The sequence below is a fragment of the Oryzihumus sp. JJN4-3R genome (assembly GCF_057747915.1).
Window position 1 is genome coordinate 3220415 of record NZ_CM173229.1, and the last position, 18812, is coordinate 3239226.

Consider the following 18812-nt stretch of genomic DNA (forward strand, 5'->3'; position numbering starts at 1 on the left):
GCTGCCTCGGCCCGGCGACGGGGGCGGCTACCTCGGGGGGCGGACCCGCGACCGCGCGCCGGCGGAGAAGGCCACCAGGTCGAGGCCGTAGGTGGGCCCCTGGGTCTGCGCGTACTGCTCCAGCCGGGCGATCCCGCGCTCCACCAGCCGCGCGGCGCCCACGTCGTTCCCACGCGCGGAGTGGGTCAGGCCGACGCAGATCTGCGCCAGGCCCTGCCAGAGGTCACGTTCGTCCGCAGGGCCCGCCTTCCACCGCGCCTCGAAGACCTCGTGGGCCGAGAACGGCCGCCCGTCATCGAGCAGGGAGCGGGCCTGCGCGATCGTCTCGGCAGGCGGCAGGGCCACCTCCGGGACCGGCTCCACGCCGGCTGCGTCATAGGCCAGCGGCCGCCCGAGCGCGTCGCGCGGACGTGCCTGCCGTGCCCGGCCCTGGGCGTCGCGGTCCCGGTCGGTGGCCACGGCTACAGGACCGCACCACGGGGCGCCACCTCGACGGCGGCGACCCCTCGGGCGTACAGGACCATGAGCCGGTCACCATGCCTGCAGCGGAGGACGCCACCGTCCTGCGCCAGGGTGGCGACAACGTGCTCGACGACCTCGGTGTCGTCCACGGCGTCGCGCTCCTCGTAGGTGACGTCCACCTGGTCGCCGCTCGTGAGCCGAACCCGAAGCACGATGCCTGCCATACCTCCTGACCCTACGGATGGCAGCCCCGGACCACCATCGCCCCGGACCACCATCGCCCCGGACCACCATCGCCCCGGACCACCATCGCCCCGGTGTCACCGGCTCACCCCGCACGGATGAGGTCCCGCCGGTCCGACGGGCGGCAGCATCGGCCTCACACCCATCCGGCGCTCAGCCGCCGGGAGAGGAGGCCCCGGCCATGCCAGAGCACGAGCACGACGCCCTGTACGTCGTTGCGGCGACGTACGACAGCGTCGACGCGGCGATCGCCGACTACGAGGCGGTCAAGGACATCTACGCGGCCGTCAAGACGTCGCACGACTTCGACGCGGCGGTCATCGCCAAGGACGAGGGCGGCACGGTCAGGATCGTCAAGAAGCACGAGCAGCCGACCCGGCACGGTGCGGCCGTCGGCCTGGGCTGGGGCCTGGCGGCCGGCGTGGCCGTGGCGCTGTTCCCGCCCGTGGGCATCGTCGGGGCCCTCGCCGCGGGCGGGGCCGGTGGAGCGGCGATCGGCGCAGTGGCCGGGCACGCCGGTGACGGGATGGACCGAGACTCCCTCAAGCAGCTCGGCGAGACCCTTGATGAGGGCAGGGCCGGCATGATCGCGGTCTACGAGACGAATCTGGCCGACCAGGTGGCCGCCAACATCAAGGCCGCCAACCGGGTCATCTCCAAGGCCATCGACGTCGACGCGGACCGGCTCGCCGAGGACATGCGCAAGGCGCAGGAGCCGGCCGTGCCCGCACCGGCGCAGCAGACCGCCAAGCCGTCGCTGTCGTAGGCGGCTGCTCCCGATGGGTCGTGCGGTCAGCCGTAGGGGGTGAAGGTCACCGTCCTGCCGTCGGACTCGACCTTGACCACATGCGTGCCGATCGTGGTGAACTCCCCGGCACGGACCTCGTGGATGCCGCGGTGCCCACGGCCGAGGTCGTAGCTGAAGACGACCGCCGAGCGGCCGGCGTTCAGCACGCCGATCACGGCGCGGTCCGAGCCGAGGGTGAGCAGGCCGCGGGTGCCGACGTTGACCTTGGCCGGCGTGCCAGCCGGACCGGACGGATGAGGCGCGGCGGGCTCGCGGCTGGGCTTCCCGCTGGCCTGCTGCAGGATCACGGACCCCGAGCCGCCGCCGACGCGGATCGTGGCGCCGTTGAGCGCGAAGGTCTCGCCGGAGGGCACCTGGACGCCGAGGGTCGGGCCGTCACCCTCGCGCACGTCGAGCGTCACGAGGTCGTCGCTGACCGTGACCACGCCGATCCGGGCGGTGCGGCCCCCCGCCTGCTCGATGCTGCGGCCTTCGCCGTCGGGGATGGTGACGCGGTCTGTGGCGGTGCGCAGGGCGTCCACGGGGGCTTTCCCTTCGTCGTCGGAGCAGGAGGTCAGGACCGCGGCGGTGCAGGCCGCGAGGGCGAGGACGGCCACCGCCACGTTGCGGCGGCGTGGCCGGCGGGGGTCAGGGGCCATCGGTCGCGCTCACCCCGCTGCTGATCTCGTCCAGCTCGTGTGCCGTCAGGATGGCACTGGACGGGGTGGCGTCCACGCCCCAGGGGTTGCCGATCTCCACCCGCCCGTCGGGCAGCACCCGCCGGACGAAGTAGAGGTGGCCCGCCACGACCCGCTTGTCCAGCAGGAGGTGGTCGTCGTCGCCGCCCTTGGTGGAGACGAACACCGACCTGCCCTCCTCGAGCGCCTTGCGCATGTTGTCGACCCTCTCCTCGGTGGAGCCGCCGAAGGGGCCCCAGCCGCCGTCGTCGACGTCGTGGGTGCCCCGGCCGGTCAGGGCGTGGGCGGCCCGGTCGGAGGTGTCGCCCTCGATGGCCTTGTAGGAGTTGGGGTCGCCGCCGTGCTCGTAGGAGTGGGCCAGGGCCTTCTCGATGTAGGCCGGCCAGGTCTCCTGGTCCGGCTGGAACGCGTGGTCCCCGGCGGCGCCCTTGAGGACGTCGGGGTTCGCGGAGTCGAACGGCAGCTGCTTGTCGACCGTGACCAGGTGGGCGTGGCCGTCGTCGTCGTAGAGGCGCACCGACACGGTCCCGTTGAGGTTGGGCGTGACCATCCCGTCGTAGGCCGACGGACCCCGGTCGTGCCCCAGCGCGGCGAGGGTCGCGAGGAACCAGCAGTCGCCGACCCCGCCCTGGTTGATGTCGGTCCAGTCCAGAGGCGACGTCCCGTGACGCGTCGTGTTGCCGTGGCCACCGGTCTCCAGCTCGCCGGTGTCGGTGACCGTCTCGCCGCCGCGGGTCAGCGGCGACGTCGGAGTGCCCCACGTCATGCCGTCGAGCAGGGCCGGGTTGAGCTTCCACCGCTCGACGAGGCGCGCGACGCTGGCGGGGGACACCGTGGACAGCAGGGCGGTCTCGAGGTCCTGCTGCTCCCAGTGGGGCAGGCCGAAGTCACGGAAGGTGCCCGAGTCGGTGATCGCGGACCGGAAGGCGTCGAGCTGGTCGTCGTCCAGGCTGGACAGGAACGCCTCCCGCTCGGCGGGCGAGAGGCCCTGGATCCCGTGCAGCACGTCGCGCAGGTCGTCGGTGTTGCCGTTCCAGCCGTAGTCGCCCTCGGCGTCGCGCAGCCGGTCCAGCAGCGCCTTGACCTCGGCGCGGCCGCCCAGCCCCGCCGCGACCGTGGCCCCGTCGAGCAGGCCGCGCTGCACCAGCTCGTCGAGGGTGGCCGGGGGCAGGCCGTCGAGGACGTCGGCGGGGTCGGCACCGCCCTTGATCCGCGCCATGACGTCCTCGGCGGTGCGGGCGACGTCGGACAGGTGCAGCACCGAGGTCTGGCCGAACACCTGCTGCCGCAGGGCCGTGAGGTCGCCGAGGTTGAGGTCGCCGTGGCGGATCCGGTCCCACTGCTCGGCCGTGAAGCGGATCGGCCGGGCGTCGAGCAGGGCGGCGGCGCAGGCCCGCGCCGCTGCCTGGAGGGACTCCCGCAGGGTCTGGAACCGGGCCTCGAGGGCCCGCATCGCCCGCTCGAGCTCGTCGTCAGCGGCCCCGACGGCGGTGCTCAGCGCCCGCGCCGCATCGGCCCGGTCCTCCTGGCTGATGCGGTGTCCGGTCGCCTCGTCGTGGGCGCGCCGGGCCGAGCTCACCGCGTGGCGGTGCTCGGCCTGCGCCGCGTCCCACTGCTTGTTCAGCCGGGGCAGGTCACTGTCCTGGGCCTCCTCGACCGCTGTGCGGAACGTGGCCACCGCGTGCACGGCGCCGGTCAGCCGGTCGTCGTGCGTGGTCATCACCCCCGCGATGACCCCCATCTCGGCGAACGTGGAGTCGGCGGCCACCCCGGCCCATCCCTCGCGGTCGCCGTCGAGGGACCGCAGCCGGGTGCCATGGGACTGCAGGTGGTGGGCCAGCCAGGTCAGCTTCTGCTCGGCCAGCGCGAGCTCGGCCGGGTCGGCGTCGAGGGTGAAGTGGTCGCTCATCGCAGCCTCACAGCCGGACGTCGTGCGGGAGGCTGGCCGCGGCGTCGACGTCATGGAACGCCACCGATGTCGTGCCGACGGTGTTGCCCAGGATCGAGGCGTCGTCGGAGACGGCCGCGAGGAACATGCTCCACGAGGTCGTCATCTGCTCGACGCTGTCGCCGAGGCCCGGTGCCAGCTCGCCGGCCCCGCTGGTCAGGTGCGCGCCGGCCGGTGCGAGCGCGTCCCCCGACGCGTTGTCCAGCGCGATCCCCAGCCGCAGCAGCTGGCCCCTGAGGTCCGCGAGCGTCTCGAAGCGGACATGGATCGGTGCATCAGCCATCGGACCCCCCTCCTGCCCGGCGACTCTAACGTGAGCGTCCGCCGGGGTCACCCGGAGCGCGTCGCAGGTCACCTGCCTGTCCTGGCGGGCACGTAGGCTTGGTCGCGAGATGAGCACCCTTTTCGACGACCTGCCCCTGCCCGGACTCAGCCCCAAGCAAGCCTCCGGGGACGTCGACCGCGAGGTCGACCACCGCGGCGTCCCCACCTGGGCCGAGGCTGCCGGCGAGCTGCCCCGTGACGGCGCGTCCCGGCATACCGGTGGGGTCACCCGCGACCCCGCCGCCCTGCTCGAGGGGCTCAACCCGCAGCAGCGCGAGGCCGTCGTCCACGAGGGCGCGCCGCTGCTCATCGTCGCCGGTGCCGGTTCGGGCAAGACCCGCGTGCTGACCCACCGCATCGCCCACCTGCTGGCGGCGCGGGGCGTCAAGCCCGGTGAGATCCTCGCGATCACGTTCACCAACAAGGCCGCCGCCGAGATGCGCGAGCGGGTCGGGGCGCTCGTGGGCGGGCGCGCCCAGTCGATGTGGGTCTCCACCTTCCACAGCGCCTGCGTGCGGATCCTGCGCCGCGAGGCGACCAAGGTCGGCATGAAGTCGACCTTCTCCATCTACGACGCCGCCGACAGCCAGCGCCTGATGTCGATGGTCATGCGCGACCTCGACCTCGACCCCAAGCGCTACCCGCCCCGCTCGTTCTCGGCGCAGGTCTCCAACCTCAAGAACGAGCTCGTGGACGAGGAGGCCTACGCCTCGCAGGTGGGGGAGGGCAACCACCACGAGCGGATGCTCGCCGAGGCCTACACCGCCTACCAGCGGCGGCTGCGCCAGGCCAACGCGCTCGACTTCGACGACCTGATCATGACGACGGTCAACATCCTGCAGGCCTTCCCCGACGTGGCGGAGTACTACCACCGGCGGTTCCGGCACGTCATGGTCGACGAGTACCAGGACACCAACCACGCCCAGTACCAGCTGGTCAAGGAGCTCGTCGGCGCCCCCGGCGGCGACGTCCCGCCGGCCGAGCTCGCCGTCGTCGGTGACGCCGACCAGTCGATCTACGCCTTCCGCGGCGCGACGATCCGCAACATCGTGGAGTTCGAGCAGGACTACCCCGACGCGCGCACGATCCTGCTCGAGCAGAACTACCGCTCCACGCAGACGATCCTGCGGGCCGCCAACGCGGTCATCGCCAAGAACCCCGACCGCCGGCCCAAGAACCTCTGGACCGACTCCGGCGACGGTGCGCCGATCGTCGGCTACGTCGCCGACTCCGAGCACGACGAGGCTGCCTTCATCGCCCGCCAGATCGACGCGCTCACCGACCAGCACGGCCTCAAGCCGCGCGACGTCGCGGTCTTCTACCGCACCAACGCCCAGTCCCGTGCCGTGGAGGAGGTGTTCGTCCGGGTCGGCCTGCCCTACAAGGTCGTCGGCGGCACCCGCTTCTACGAGCGGCGCGAGGTCAAGGACGCCCTGGCCTACCTGCGGGTCATCTCCAACCCCACCGACACGGTCAACCTGCGCCGCATCCTCAACGTGCCCAAGCGAGGGATCGGCGACCGTGCCGAGGCCTGTATCGCGATGCTCGCCGAGCGCGAGCGCGTCCCCTTCGTCGCGGCCCTCGGGCGTCCGGAGGACGCCCCCGGCATCGCCACGCGCTCGGTGACGGCGATCAAGGCGTTCACCGGCCTGCTCGAGGCCCTGCGCACCGTGCACGAGGGGGGCTCCGGCGTGGCCGCCCTCATCGAGGCCGTGGTGGAGCAGACCGGCTACCTCGCCGAGCTGCGCGCCAGCCACGACCCGCAGGACGAGACCCGCGTGGAGAACCTCGCCGAGCTCGTCGCCGTCGCGCGCGAGTTCGACGAGGCCAACCCGGGCGGCTCGCTGGAGGACTTCCTCGAGCAGGTCTCGCTCGTGGCCGACGCCGACGAGATCCCCGACGCCGGCGTCGACGACGGCGGGGTGGTCACCTTGATGACCCTGCACACGGCCAAGGGCCTGGAGTTCCCGGTCGTGTTCCTCACCGGCATGGAGGACGGCACCTTCCCGCACATGCGGGCCCTCGGCGACGCCAAGGAGCTGGAGGAGGAGCGCCGGCTGGCCTACGTCGGCATCACGCGCGCCCGCGAGCGGCTCCACCTGTCCCGGGCGGTCGTCCGCTCGGCGTGGGGGCAGCCGCAGTACAACCCGGCCTCCCGGTTCCTCGACGAGATCCCGGCCGAGCTGATCGACTGGCAGCGCAGCGAGTCCACCGGCATGCGCCCGTCCTCGACGCCGGCCGTGGCTACGCTCGCCGGCCGCCCCGGGGTGCGCTCACCGGGCAACCGCACGGTGATCTCGCTCAAGGACGGTGACCGGGTCACCCACGACTCCTTCGGCCTCGGCACCGTGGTGCGGGTCGAGGGCGAGGGCGACAAGGCCATGGCCCACGTCGACTTCGGCGGCGACGCCGGGGTCAAGCGGCTGCTGCTGCGTTACGCCCCGGTCGAGAAGCTCTGAGCAGACCCACCGGACGCACGAAACGGCCTGTTCCACCCCCGTGTTCGGGGCGGAACGGGCCGTTTCGTGCGTCCGGTGGGTCTAGAGGGCCCGGGCGGTCAGGGGACCAGGCGGTGGGCCCGCAGCCACGGCAGCGGGTCGACCGCGCCCCCACCATCGGGGTGGATCTCCAGGTGCAGGTGCGGGCCGGTGGAGTGGCCGGTGTTGCCGGACTGGCCCACCACGTCGCCGGGGGAGACGTGGTCCCCGACGCTGACCCCGATCGCCGACATGTGGCCGAACCACGACTCGGTGCCGTCCCAGTAGCGGATCTTGACGATGTTGCCGAAGCCGGACTCTCCGCCGGCGAAGACGACCTCGCCGCTGGACATGGCCTTCAGCGCGGTGCCGACCGGGGCCGCGAAGTCGTCGCCCTCGTGCATCCGGCCCCAGCGCATGCCGAAGTTCGAGGACATCGAGACGCCGTCGATCGGCATCACCCAGCGGTGGGCGCGGGCCAGGGCGGCCGCGGCGCGCTTCTCGGCGAGCGCCTGACGGGCCTGGTCGCGGGCCACGCGCTGGGCCGCGGCGACCCGCTCGGCGGCGGCGGCACTGGCCTCGGCCGCCGAGCGGTGGCGGTCGGCGAGGTAGTCCTCGTAGCGCGTCGCCTCCTGGGACTCGGCGTGCGCCCGCTGCGTGAGGGCGGCGTTGGTCATGAAGCTCGCGGCCTTGGGCTGGCCGTGGGTCGCGACGGCCGCCCCGGTGGCGGTGAACGTCAACGCGGCGGCGGCGGCGGTCGGCAGGGCGACGCCGGCGGTCAGCTTGGGAGCCTTCCGGGGCGCCCGGTGACGACCGGGCGGCCGGTGGCGGCCTTCGTACGAGCTGTCGGGCAAGGCAGGACCTCACGAGCAGGGGGCACGGGAGGTGAGAGCCTAGCCCGTGATCATTTCGTGATGCAAAGCTGACCTGTGGATGAAGGACCTTTGACCCTGCCGTGACGTCGCATCACGTGCCGTGACGTGGGTCACGCGCAGCGTCAGTTGCCGGTCGCGGCGGGACGCGCCGCGGCGGAGAGCGGCGTCACCCCGGCGGTGAGCGTGGAGCCGTCGGTGTCCAGGTGCGCCAGGGTGGTCGAGATCCCGTGGACGACGCTGCCGACGATCGGCAGGCTCATGTGGCCGACCCCGTGCAGCCGCACGTTGCGCACCGGGAGGTGCTCCTCGGGCAGGCTCGCGTGGCGCTGCGGGAAGATCATCTGGTCCAGGTCGGACCAGAACACGACGAACCGGGTCCGGCAGGCGGCCGCCGGCTCCGCCAGCTCGCGCATCAACGCGCTGCCCGGGCGCAGCTGGCGGGTGAGCCGGGACGGCCACGCGTAGGCGGTGTAGGTGCCCTGGTGGGGGGTGCCCAGTGTGACGAGGGTGTGGACGCGGGCGTCGCCGCCCAGGCGGGTGACGTAGTAGCGCGCGATGAGCCCGCCGAGGCTGTGCCCGACGACGTGGATCCGCTCGTAGCCGGTCTCGGCGACGAGCAGCTCCACCTCCTCGGCGAGCCGGGCTGCCGCCTCCCGCACGTCGGCGGTGAGCGGGGAGTAGTTCATCGACAGCACCCGGCCGAAGCCTCGCCGCCGCAGGCCGAGGCGCAGCAAGGTGAAGATCGAGCGGTTGTCGACCATGCCGTGGACCAGCAGGATCGGCGTCCCGGCGGCCTCCACGTCGCCGATGACCAGGCCGCGCTGCACCGGCGGCAGCTCGCTGACGCTGTAGCCGTGGCCCTCCCCGGGGCCGCGGTCGGCCAGCAGCCCCCAGGGGTAGAGCGCCACGTGAGTGGTCAGCCAGGCGGCCTCCACGCCGGCGCCCATCAGCCCGGCGGGGGTCAGCAGGGAGCGCGCCGCACCGCCGACGATGCTGCCGGCGGTGGCCGCTACAGCCGTGGCGCGCCCGGCGGCATGCCCCAGCCTGGCCAGCACACCCGGCTGGCTCCCGGCGTCGGGCGCTGCGCCGCGGGACGCGACGGACTCGAGGCGGCGCGGGACGCCGGTCAGGGTCATCGGGGTGGCTCCTCACGCCCCGTCCGGGGCTCGTGGACACCCACGGTGAGGCGTGGGTTACATGAAGGTAATCCGCAATACCGTTGTGCGCGAGGGCAACGCGCGGGAGGGGCCTTCCGTCGTGTGGATGGCGACCGGCGGCCGGGGGCCGCCACCCGGCATACCCGGTGTGACCGATCTCGCCGGTGCCGCGTGCGGCCCGGGTCTGCCCCTGCCGGAGGAGTTTGGCTAGTCTGCGGCCCATGACCCAGAGCCCGCTGCGCGTTGTCGTGGCCAAGCCCGGCCTCGACGGACACGACCGTGGGGCAAAGGTCGTCGCCCGTGCCCTGCGCGACGCCGGCATGGAGGTCGTCTACACCGGCCTTCACCAGACGCCGGAGCAGATCGTCGAGGCCGCGATCCAGGAGGACGCCGACGCCGTGGGCCTGTCGGTCCTCTCCGGCGCGCACATGACGCTGTTCGCCAAGGTGGCCGAGCTGCTCAAGTCCCGCGACGCCGAGGACATCGTCGTCTTCGGCGGCGGGATCATCCCCGAGGCCGACATCCCCGAGCTCGAGAAGCTCGGCGTGGCCAAGGTGTTCACCCCCGGCGCGACGACGACCGAGATCGTCGAGTGGGTCCGCGCCAACGTCACCCCCAGCTGAGCCCCCAGCCGGCCAGTTGAGTGCCGGCTGCTGCCTCAGGGCCTGAGGTCCGCCCTCACGGGATGATCGTCATCAGCGCGCCCGGGCGCTCCCAGCGCATCAGGGTCTGCAGCTGTGCGGACGGGATCGACACGCACCCGGCCGTGCCGTGGCCGAGGTCGACGTGCAGGAAGATCGCCGACCCCTTGCCCGGGGTGCGGGCCTCGTTGTAGCCGACGACCTGCGCGTAGGTGTACGCCGGCGACTTCCGCAGCGGCTCGGCGGTGGACCAGCGGCCGTCGGCGGGCGTGCGCTGGTGGGTGTTGTAGAGGCTGGAGCGGGCGTCGTCCACCCACACGTCGCTGGACGTCGCGGTGAACCACGTCCCGCGCAGCCCCGGGTTGGCGTAGATCCCGAAGCCGCCGCGCAGCGGGTACGTCCCGGCCGGGGTCGTCAGGTCGCCCTCGCGCTTGGACCAGCTGACGCCGTTGCGGCCGACGTGGCCGTACCAGGGGCCGAGCTGGGTGACGTAGACGCCGCCGACGCGCGCACAGGCGCGCAGCGTCGCACCGGACCCGGCACCGTCGACGAGGACGACCTGGGCGGCGGTGACCGAGGACGGTATGCCGTGGCAGCGCGCCGCGACGGGCGCGCGCGGGGTCGCGCGGCTGGTCACCACTGCGGGCCGATGCGTCGGGTCGACCGTCCGCGGAGGGGCGGTGCGGGTCGTCGTGTTCGTGGTCGGCGCCGGGGCCGTGGTGCTGCTGGGCGAGGCGCTCGTGGTCGAGGTCGAGGGCGTGGTCGCGTTGCCGGCGGCCTCGGTGTGGACCGAGATCGCCGGAGTGCAGGCAGCCGCCATGGCCGCCGTGGTGGCGAGCCCGACGGCCAGTCCGGCGGAGCGGAGGAGTCGGCGGGGGGTCATCGGGGCACCTCGAAGTGCTGGTAGTCGGGGGCGCTCCAGAGCCCGCCCCAGCGGAAGCCGAGGCCGGTGAAGGCCCGCACCGGGGCGCTGGAGGAGGAGGGGAAGACGCCGGCGGCGGGAGAGCGGTGCTGGACGAACCAGGTGTCCGGCCAGGTCCGGCCCTGGTCGTCGCGATAGGGGTTCTCGAAGTCGTTGACGTCCATCGCCGTGCCGAAGGCGTGGCCCGAGTACCGCCGGCTCGCCTCCTGGCCGCCGACGTAGCGGCAGTTGAACGCCGAGGTGTTGTCGGCGCGCATGGCGGCGTAGTCGTCGGCGCCGGGGCCCTTGGGGTTGTGGCCCCAGCTGCGGTCCATGACCTTCATCTGCCGGATCCGGAACCGCTGGTCGTAGAGGCGGGTGAACGCCCTGGCGGCAGGCGTGGCGATGGCTGCGTTGACCACGAGTGCACCGCGGTGGCGGACGCCGTCGAAGCCCCAGAAGTTGACGGTGACGTAGCGAAGCGAGGACCGGCCGACCGGGCAACCCGGGGTCCACGACCAGCCGACCATGCGCGACCACACCGCGTCCGGCACGGCCGAGACCGCGGCGTTGGCGCCGGTGCCCACCGCCGGCGGGTTGGCGGGGAACCAGACGGCAGGCCCGGCCGCCGCCCGCGGCACGGGGGAGAGCCGCGCGGAGCCGGAACCCCCGGAGCCGGCCGACGGGGTGGTCCGGGTCGCCGTCCGGGTGGGGGTGGCGCTGGTCGCGCGGGTCGTCGTGGAGGGGCCGGCGCCGCTCGCCGACGTGCTCCGCGTCGGCTGCGAGGCCGCGCCGGCGACGGTCCCGGAGGCGCCTCCGACCGGTCCGCAGGCGGCCAGCGACACCAGGCACGCCGCTGCCGTCAGGCCGGCGACAGCGTGCCGCGCGCGGTGGTGCATCAGGCGTCCGTCCGTCGGGTGCAGGTCGTCCCCCCGCGGGCCAGTGTGCCCTCTCTGGGCGTTTTGTGTCGTATCAGCCCACGACGGGGACCCGCAGGACGGCGGGGGCGAGGGGGTCCGCGGTGACCGTGACGGGCTGCACGGCATACGCGTTCTTGTAGGCGGCATCCGTGCTGGCCAGGACCAGCCGGAGCCGGTGCCCGGCGACCACCCGGTGGACGATGCCCGGCAGCTCGATGTGCACCGCCCGGGTGACATCCGCCACGCGCACCGGGCTGATCAGCTTGTTCACCAGGACGATGCTGCCGTCGGGCGCGACGTCGTAGAGCTTGGCGAACACCTGGAGCTCGGCCGCCGGCCCGGTCGACTGCGTGGCGGCCACCGTGGGCGCGGAGAAGTGGACATCGAGGGTGGGGACGCCGACCACGCTCGTGTCGGTGGCCAGCGGCGCGGTCGACCAGGCGCCGAAGGTGCCGGGGGCGTCGAACGGCGCGGTGGTGTCCGGCGGCAGGGTGCCGGCCGGGATGCGGCCCTCGAGGCCGGAGACCTCGGAGTAGGAGCCGAACGCGCCGGCCCCGGGGTTGCTCCACGACTGCGACCCCGGCGCGATCGCACCCTGGCTGGTCACGAGGTCGCCGGTGCCCGAGAGGTAGTACGCCCGCGAGGAGCCGACCGGGTACGAGCCGGCGGTGGCGTAGGCCGGGGCCGCGCTGCCGGTGTAGTCCACCCAGTCGCGGAAGTACGCGAACTCCGGTCCCGTGGGGGCGCTGTTGACGCCCTTGAGGTAGTGGTCGAACCAGTTCTTGATCCGCAGCCCGAGGTAGGTGTCCTCGATGTGCTGCCCGGTCAGGTCGAGCTCGCCCGGGGCGGCGTCGGAGCGGCCGTTCGCGCCGCCGGAGTGGCCCCACGACTGCCAGGCCATGCTCACCGGCACGCGGCGCGCCTTGAGCCCACGGTAGGTGGCTACGGCCTCCTGGAGGTTGAACAGCGTGTCGTTCTCGCCCTGGATCAGGAAGACCGGGACGTGCACCTTGTCGAGGTAGTGCCCCACGGAGACGCGGTCGGTGAGCTGGAAGGTCTGCGGGGTGGGGTAGCCCAGCGTGTCCAGCGTGGCCTTGGCGAGACAGGCCTCCTGCACGAAGTTGGGGCAGCCGACGTTGCGGCTCGGGTCGATCGTCGCGCCCTGGAGGCCGTCGGCGATGCCGAGCCCGAAGAACAGCCCGGTCCAGCCGACCTTCTCCGTGCCCGGCGTCTGGTCCGCGTAGGTGACGCCGGAGGTGAAGGCCGTGTTGTTCGGGGCGAGGGAGTAGCGCAGGTCGTTCCAGGTGATCAGGGGGACGAGCGTGTCGACCCTGGGATCCGTTGCGGCAGTGGCGAACTGGATGCCGCCGCCGTAGCTCCCGCCGATCATGCCCACCCGCGGGTCGTGGCTAGCGGCGTCGTCCAGGGCGGTGAAGTCGACGGTGAGCGACCCCGCGCCGCCGGCTGTGCCGGCCAGGTCGGAGGAGTCGTATGCCGTGCTGCCACCTCCGCCGAGGAAGGTCACCAGGTGGGAGGCGGCGACGCCGTCGACACCCGGGTCGTCGAGGGAGATCTTGCAGCCCGAGTCGGGGAAGCCGAGGCCGGTGTAGGACAGCACGGCATACCCGCGCTGGGCGAAGGCCCGGCCGAGGCCGGCCTGGTCGTCCTTCGACCCGCCGAAACCGTTGGTGGTCAGGATCGCCGGGACACGGTGGTCCGGTCCGGCCGAGTGCGGCTTGTAGAGGTCGGCGTCGATGACGCACGTCTGCGGGTGGCCCTGGTCGTCGTTGCCGGCGGGCACGGTGAAGTGCAGCCCGGTGTAGACGTCGACGCCGTCCAGCGGTGGTGGGGTCGCGGCGGCGGCGCCGACGGGGCAGGCGGTCGCGGCGAGGACCGTCGCGAGTGCGGCGGTCGAGGCGAGGCTGAGCAGGGCTGAACGGCGCATGGTGCAGGTCCCTCCGTCGGCGTTGCCGGGTGCAACGAGGCGGCGAGGCCGGGGGTTACGCGCCGGTAACCCCCGGCGCCACCCGTGCTGACCTGCGGCTTTGCCACGGGCGGAGCCCCGCTTTACCTGCTGGAGGTGAAACCCCTTGTGCGACAGCACTTTCCCGGAGGTTGCCTCGCGTTTGGCAAAGGTTCCGCATGGGCCATTGACCCTGGTCTTGCCCACCAAGAAGTGTGCGTCGGGCCGCTCACAGCAGATTCACAGCATCTGCGCCGGACCTTCGGGGCGGTCGTCCGGTCGCCCGTTCCCCCCGGAACGGGCGACCCCACATTTGAGGAGAAGTGGCTTGAAACGACTCACCACCGGCCTGGCGCTCGGCTGCGCCCTGGTCGCCGCCGCTGCGGCCGCTCCCGCCGCCAGCGCCCTCCCGGGTGCCGCCACCCCTGGCCCCGCGACCCGGCCCGCCCTCCAGGCCGAGCAGGCCAGGGCGGACTCGATGGCCCACGCCCTGCGGCTCGACAACCGCGAGCAGCTGACGGTCAAGGACGTCATCACCGACCCCGACGGTGCCACGCACGTCCGCTACGAGCGGACGTTCGCCGGGCTGCGCGTCATCGGCGGTGACCTGGTCGTCCACCGGGACGGCTCCGGTGCGGTGCGCGGCGTCAACTGGAACGCCTCGGGCAAGGCGGAGGTCCCCTCCACCACGCCGACGGTGTCGCGCTCCGCGGCCCTGGCCGCCGGTGCGAAGAAGGCCACCTACGCCGTGAAGCAGTCCGCCGGTGAGCTCGTCGTCTACGCCGGGAAGGGCACGCCGAAGCTGGCCTACGACGTCGTCACCCAGGGGGTCAAGGCCGACCAGACGCCCAGCAGGCTGCACACCGTCGTCGACGCCACCAGCGGGGCGACCCTCGCCAGCTGGGACGAGGTGGAGACCGGCTCGGGCAACTCGATCTACAGCGGCACCGTCGCCATCGGCACCACGCTCAGCGGCAGCACCTACCAGATGAAGGACGGGGCCCGCGGCGGCAACTACACCACCGACCTCAACGGCCAGACCGACCCGCCGGTCGGCACCGGCCCCACCGGGACGATGTTCACCGACGCCGACGACGTCTGGGGCAACGGCGCGGTGAGCGACCGGGCCTCGGCCGGCGTCGACGCCCACTACGGCGCCCAGGTCACCTGGGACTACTACAAGAACACCCACGGCCGTAACGGCATCTTCAACAACGGCACCGGTGTCCGCTCGCGCGTCCACTACGGCAACGCCTACGTCAACGCCTTCTGGGACGGCACCCAGATGACCTACGGCGACGGGTCGTCCAACACCCACCCGCTGACCGAGATCGACGTCGCCGGCCACGAGATGAGCCACGGCGTCACGGAGAACTCGGCCGGCCTGGCCTACTCCGGCGACGCGGGAGGCCTCAACGAGGCCACCAGCGACATCTTCGGCACCGCCGTGGAGTTCTACGCCAACAACGCCAGCGACGTGGGCGACTACCTCATCGGCGAGAAGATCAACATCAACGGCAACGGCACGCCGCTGCGCTACATGGACAAGCCCTCCAAGGACGGCTCGAGCAAGGACTGCTGGTCGGCCACGCTCGGCACCCTCGACCCGCACTACTCCTCGGGCCCGCTGAACCACTGGTTCTACCTGGCCTCCGAGGGCTCGGGCGCCAAGACCATCAACGGGGTCTCCTACAACAGCCCCACCTGTGACGGCTCCACCGTCACCGGCGTGGGCCGCGACGCGGCCGCCAAGGTCTGGTACCGCACGCTGACGACCTACCTGACCTCCACGAGCACCTACGCGGACGCCCGCAACGGCGCGATCAAGGCGGCCAAGGACCTCTACGGCGTCGGCAGCACCCAGTGCACCAACGTCGCCGCGGCGTTCACGGCCATCGCGGTCCCGGCCACGACCGAGACCTGTGGCACCAGTGGCGGCGGTGGCGGCACCAACCTGCTGCAGAACCCGGGCTTCGAGTCGGGCAACGTCAGCTGGACGACCACCTCCGGGGTCATCACCAACTCCACCAGTGCCACCCCGCGCACCGGCTCCTGGTACGGCTGGCTCAACGGCTACGGCAGCACCACCACCGACTACGCCCAGCAGTCGGTGGCCATCCCCTCCACGGCCACCGCGGCGACGCTGTCCTTCTACCTGAAGGTCTCCACCGCCGAGACCACGACGACCTCCGCCTACGACACCCTCAAGGTCCAGGTCATCGACGGCTCCACGACGTCGACCCTCGCGACGTACTCCAACCTCAACAAGGGCACGTCCTACGCCCTCAAGTCGCTCGACCTGAGCGCGTGGAAGGGCAAGACCGTCACGGTGAAGTTCCTGGGCAACGAGGACTCCTCGCTGGCCACGAGCTTCTTCCTCGACGACACCTCGGTCGCGACCAGCTGACCCGAGCCGCTCGCACCACCACGCGTCACCGGTGCCGGTCCCTCACCCGGGGGGCCGGCACCGTCGCCTGCAGGTGACCACCCGGCATACGGCACGGGTATGCCGGGTACCCGCCTCAGGCGGGCAGGCACAGGGTGCGCCGGCCCCCCGGAGCGGTCGCGTCGTTGAGCAGGTCGGTCAGCGGCTGGGCCAGGTCCTTCACGGCCGGGTCCTCCAGCCGGGCGCCCGCCGTGCCCGAGGAGACCACGACCACCAGGTCGTCGGGGTGCCGTGGTGTCGTCGTCGGGACCGGCAGGGAGGCCCAGTCCACGGCCCGCGCCGCGCTGGCGATGCGGCCCATCAGGGCGGCCTGCACCCGGCAGCGCCCGGTGGGCTCGCCGTGGCGGCTCACCGCGGCGATGCCGTCGGTGCCGATCACGAGGCGGTCCCGGAAGCCGGCGACGCCGCCGGAGCGGGTCACGGTCAGCGGCGCGGCGAGGGAGCCGCCCGCGCCGCCGGGGGAGGAGGTCGGGCCCCCGCCGCTCGTGGACGGGGAGGAGCCGGAGGAGCCGCTGGAGGAGCCGCAGGCGGCCAGCAGGAGCACCGCGGTCAGGGTGCCGACAGGGAGCAGGGCGGTGCGCGGGAGGGGGGCCACCGCCTCATCATGCCCAGCGGTGGCGTCCGGCGCCTCTGGGGCGCCGGAGGGCGTCCGTGCAGGTGAGATTGCTCCCATCGCCCGCTGAGGGGCCCACCCACGGTCCGGAACGGCCTCCGGCGGGGACTAGGCTCCGCTCGGACAATCCCTTCGATGACGAGGATGGATTCAGTCGTGGATCTTTTCGAGTACCAAGCGCGCGACGTGTTCGAGGCGCACGGTGTACCGGTGCTGGACGGCGCCGTCGCCGAGACTGTTGAGGAAGCCCGCGCGGCCGCGGAGACCATCGGTGCCAGGAGTGGCGGCGTGGTCGTGGTCAAGGCGCAGGTCAAGACCGGTGGCCGCGGCAAGGCCGGCGGCGTGAAGGTCGCCAAGAGCGTCGACGAGGCGGCCGCTGCCGCCGAGCAGATCCTCGGCATGGACATCAAGGGCCACACGGTCCACAAGGTGATGATCGCCCAGGGTGCGCAGATCGCCGAGGAGTACTACTTCTCCGTCCTGCTCGACCGCGCCAACCGCTCCTACCTGGCGATGGCCAGCAAGGAGGGCGGCATGGAGATCGAGCAGCTCGCCGTCGAGCGCCCCGAGGCCCTCGCCCGGGTCGCCGTCGACCCGATCGTCGGCATCGACGCCGCCAAGGCCGCCGAGATCGTCGACGCTGCCGGCTTCGACGCCGACGTCAAGGACGAGATCGCCCGCGTCATCCAGAAGCTGTGGGACGTCTACCGCGAGGAGGACGCCACGCTGGTCGAGGTCAACCCGCTGGTCAAGACCGCGGACGGCTCGATCGTCGCCCTCGACGGCAAGGTGACCCTGGACGGCAACGCCGACTTCCGTCACCCCGCCCACGAGGCGCTCGAGGACAAGGCCTCGGCCGACCCGCTGGAGGCGGCGGCCAAGGAGAAGGGCCTCAACTACGTCAAGCTCGACGGTTCCGTCGGCATCATCGGCAACGGCGCCGGCCTGGTCATGTCGACCCTGGACGTCGTCGCCTACGCCGGTGAGGAGTTCGCGGGCTCGCCCAAGCCGGCCAACTTCCTCGACATCGGCGGCGGCGCCTCGGCCGAGGTCATGGCCAACGGCCTGCACATCATCCTCGGCGACCCGCAGGTCAAGAGCGTCTTCGTCAACGTCTTCGGCGGCATCACCGCCTGTGACGCGGTCGCCAACGGCATCGTCGGCGCGCTGAAGACCCTCGGCGACGAGGCCACCAAGCCGCTGGTCGTGCGTCTCGACGGCAACAACGTCGAGGAGGGCCGTCGGATCCTCGCCGAGGCCAACCACCCCCTCGTCAGCATCGAGGACACCATGGACGGCGCGGCCCGCAAGGCTGCCGAGCTCGCCGCGGCCAACTGAGGGAACGGGAAACTCGCAATGGCAATCTTCTTGGATGACAACAGCAAGGTCATCGTCCAGGGCATGACCGGCTCCGAGGGTCGCAAGCACACCCAGCGCATGCTGACCTCGGGCACCAACATCGTCGGTGGCGTGAACCCCCGCAAGGCCGGCGAGACCGTCGAGTTCGACGGCGGCACCACAGTGCCGGTGTTCGGGTCCGTCGCCGAGGCCATCGAGGCCACCGGCGCCAACGTGTCGGTCATCTTCGTCCCCGCCGCCTTCACCAAGGCTGCCGTCATCGAGGCGGTCGACGCCAAGATGCCGCTGGCCGTGGTCATCACCGAGGGCGTGCCGGTCAAGGACACCGCGGAGTTCTTCACCTACGCCCAGCAGGCCGGCACCACCCGCATCATCGGGCCCAACTGCCCCGGCCTGATCAGCCCCGGCAAGTCCAACGCGGGCATCATCCCCGCCGACATCTCCGGCGGCGGCCGCATCGGCCTGGTCTCCAAGTCGGGCACGCTGACCTACCAGATGATGTACGAGCTGCGGGAGTACGGCTTCTCCTCCGCGGTCGGCATCGGCGGTGACCCGATCATCGGCACCACCCACATCGACGCCCTCGAGGCGTTCGAGGCGGACCCCGAGACCGACGCGATCGTGATGATCGGCGAGATCGGCGGCGACGCCGAGGAGCGCGCGGCGGCCTACATCAAGGAGCACGTCACCAAGCCGGTCGTCGGCTACGTGGCCGGCTTCACCGCCCCCGAGGGCAAGACCATGGGCCACGCCGGCGCCATCGTCTCCGGCTCCTCGGGCACGGCTGCCGCGAAGAAGGAGGCCCTCGAGGCCGCCGGTGTCCGGGTCGGCAAGACGCCGTCCGAGACCGCGGAGCTCATGCGGGAGATCATGAAGAACATGGGCTGAGCCCAGCAGCACCCCTGGTCGGGCCCGGTATGCCGGGTCCGCACCGCGAACGGGCCGGTCGCCTCACCGAGGTGGCCGGCCCGTTCGTCGTCCGCAGACCGGACCGACCG

17 protein-coding genes are annotated in these 18812 nt (G+C 72.4%); 6 read left to right on the top strand and 11 right to left on the bottom strand.

Annotated elements, in window-relative coordinates:
* Window positions 1-27: 27 nt before the first annotated feature.
* Together AC3ANM_RS15440 and AC3ANM_RS15445 are read right to left on the bottom strand one after the other, a co-directional pair.
* Window positions 28-459 (bottom strand): DUF309 domain-containing protein, encoded by a 432-nt coding sequence (locus AC3ANM_RS15440; RefSeq protein ID WP_488285300.1) that lies wholly within the window; start codon window positions 457-459, stop codon window positions 28-30.
* 2 nt (window positions 460-461) lie between these two features.
* Window positions 462-686 (bottom strand): hypothetical protein, encoded by a 225-nt coding sequence (locus AC3ANM_RS15445; protein WP_488285301.1) that lies wholly within the window; start codon window positions 684-686, stop codon window positions 462-464.
* 200 nt (window positions 687-886) lie between these two features.
* Between AC3ANM_RS15445 and AC3ANM_RS15450 the strand changes: the two genes are divergently transcribed.
* Window positions 887-1471 carry a DUF1269 domain-containing protein gene (locus AC3ANM_RS15450; RefSeq protein ID WP_488285302.1) on the top strand — a complete coding sequence of 195 codons (585 nt, stop codon included), beginning with the start codon at window positions 887-889 and terminating at the stop codon, window positions 1469-1471.
* 26 nt (window positions 1472-1497) lie between these two features.
* Here the strand turns inward: AC3ANM_RS15450 and AC3ANM_RS15455 are convergent, their stop codons facing one another.
* The 3 genes from AC3ANM_RS15455 to AC3ANM_RS15465 are packed head-to-tail and all read right to left on the bottom strand — an operon-like array spanning window position 1498 to window position 4421.
* Window positions 1498-2151, bottom strand: coding sequence for a hypothetical protein (locus tag AC3ANM_RS15455; protein ID WP_488285303.1), 654 nt, complete (start codon window positions 2149-2151; stop codon window positions 1498-1500).
* Window positions 2141-4099 carry a C2 family cysteine protease gene (locus tag AC3ANM_RS15460; RefSeq protein WP_488285304.1) on the bottom strand — a complete coding sequence of 653 codons (1959 nt, stop codon included), beginning with the start codon at window positions 4097-4099 and terminating at the stop codon, window positions 2141-2143. Before AC3ANM_RS15460 ends, AC3ANM_RS15455 begins: the two co-directional genes overlap by 11 nt.
* A 7-nt stretch (window positions 4100-4106) precedes the next feature.
* Window positions 4107-4421 carry a hypothetical protein gene (locus AC3ANM_RS15465; protein ID WP_488285305.1) on the bottom strand — a complete coding sequence of 105 codons (315 nt, stop codon included), beginning with the start codon at window positions 4419-4421 and terminating at the stop codon, window positions 4107-4109.
* Between the two features lie 109 nt (window positions 4422-4530).
* On the opposite strand from AC3ANM_RS15465, the gene pcrA reads away from it, so the two are divergent.
* Entirely contained in the window at window positions 4531-6921 is a 2391-nt protein-coding gene (gene pcrA / locus AC3ANM_RS15470; protein WP_488285306.1) for a DNA helicase PcrA, read from the top strand.
* A gap of 98 nt (window positions 6922-7019) precedes the next feature.
* Here pcrA and AC3ANM_RS15475 read toward each other — a convergent pair whose 3' ends face one another.
* Both AC3ANM_RS15475 and AC3ANM_RS15480 read right to left on the bottom strand, forming a co-directional pair.
* Window positions 7020-7793 (bottom strand): M23 family metallopeptidase, encoded by a 774-nt coding sequence (locus tag AC3ANM_RS15475; RefSeq protein WP_488285307.1) that lies wholly within the window; start codon window positions 7791-7793, stop codon window positions 7020-7022.
* A gap of 143 nt (window positions 7794-7936) precedes the next feature.
* Window positions 7937-8950, bottom strand: coding sequence for an alpha/beta fold hydrolase (locus AC3ANM_RS15480; protein ID WP_488285308.1), 1014 nt, complete (start codon window positions 8948-8950; stop codon window positions 7937-7939).
* A gap of 242 nt (window positions 8951-9192) precedes the next feature.
* Here AC3ANM_RS15480 and icmB point away from each other — a divergent pair, with 242 nt between their 5' ends.
* A complete protein-coding gene (icmB, locus tag AC3ANM_RS15485; protein ID WP_488285309.1) occupies window positions 9193-9594 on the top strand; it encodes a coenzyme B12-dependent isobutyryl CoA mutase small subunit in 402 nt (133 codons plus the stop codon).
* A gap of 55 nt (window positions 9595-9649) precedes the next feature.
* On the opposite strand, the gene AC3ANM_RS15490 is transcribed toward icmB, so the two are convergent.
* From AC3ANM_RS15490 to AC3ANM_RS15500, 3 genes are all read right to left on the bottom strand, one after another.
* Complete coding sequence (locus AC3ANM_RS15490; RefSeq protein WP_488285310.1) at window positions 9650-10495, bottom strand: L,D-transpeptidase family protein; 846 nt, start codon at window positions 10493-10495, stop codon at window positions 9650-9652.
* On the bottom strand, window positions 10492-11412 hold the full coding sequence (locus AC3ANM_RS15495; protein WP_488285311.1) for a M15 family metallopeptidase: 921 nt from the start codon (window positions 11410-11412) through the stop codon (window positions 10492-10494). Before AC3ANM_RS15495 ends, AC3ANM_RS15490 begins: the two co-directional genes overlap by 4 nt.
* A gap of 73 nt (window positions 11413-11485) precedes the next feature.
* Complete coding sequence (locus AC3ANM_RS15500) at window positions 11486-13378, bottom strand: alpha/beta fold hydrolase (RefSeq protein WP_488285312.1); 1893 nt, start codon at window positions 13376-13378, stop codon at window positions 11486-11488.
* 346 nt (window positions 13379-13724) lie between these two features.
* Between AC3ANM_RS15500 and AC3ANM_RS15505 the strand changes: the two genes are divergently transcribed.
* A complete protein-coding gene (locus AC3ANM_RS15505; RefSeq protein WP_488285313.1) occupies window positions 13725-15803 on the top strand; it encodes a M4 family metallopeptidase in 2079 nt (692 codons plus the stop codon).
* A gap of 115 nt (window positions 15804-15918) precedes the next feature.
* On the opposite strand, the gene AC3ANM_RS15510 is transcribed toward AC3ANM_RS15505, so the two are convergent.
* Window positions 15919-16437 (bottom strand): hypothetical protein, encoded by a 519-nt coding sequence (locus AC3ANM_RS15510; protein ID WP_488285314.1) that lies wholly within the window; start codon window positions 16435-16437, stop codon window positions 15919-15921.
* A 174-nt stretch (window positions 16438-16611) separates the two neighbouring features.
* On the opposite strand from AC3ANM_RS15510, the gene sucC reads away from it, so the two are divergent.
* Together sucC and sucD are read left to right on the top strand one after the other, a co-directional pair.
* Window positions 16612-17793, top strand: coding sequence for an ADP-forming succinate--CoA ligase subunit beta (gene sucC, locus AC3ANM_RS15515; RefSeq protein ID WP_488285315.1), 1182 nt, complete (start codon window positions 16612-16614; stop codon window positions 17791-17793).
* Between the two features lie 18 nt (window positions 17794-17811).
* The gene (sucD, locus tag AC3ANM_RS15520; RefSeq protein WP_488285316.1) at window positions 17812-18702 is read left to right on the top strand and encodes a succinate--CoA ligase subunit alpha; all 891 of its coding nucleotides are present in this window, start codon (window positions 17812-17814) and stop codon (window positions 18700-18702) included.
* Window positions 18703-18812 lie beyond the last annotated feature (110 nt).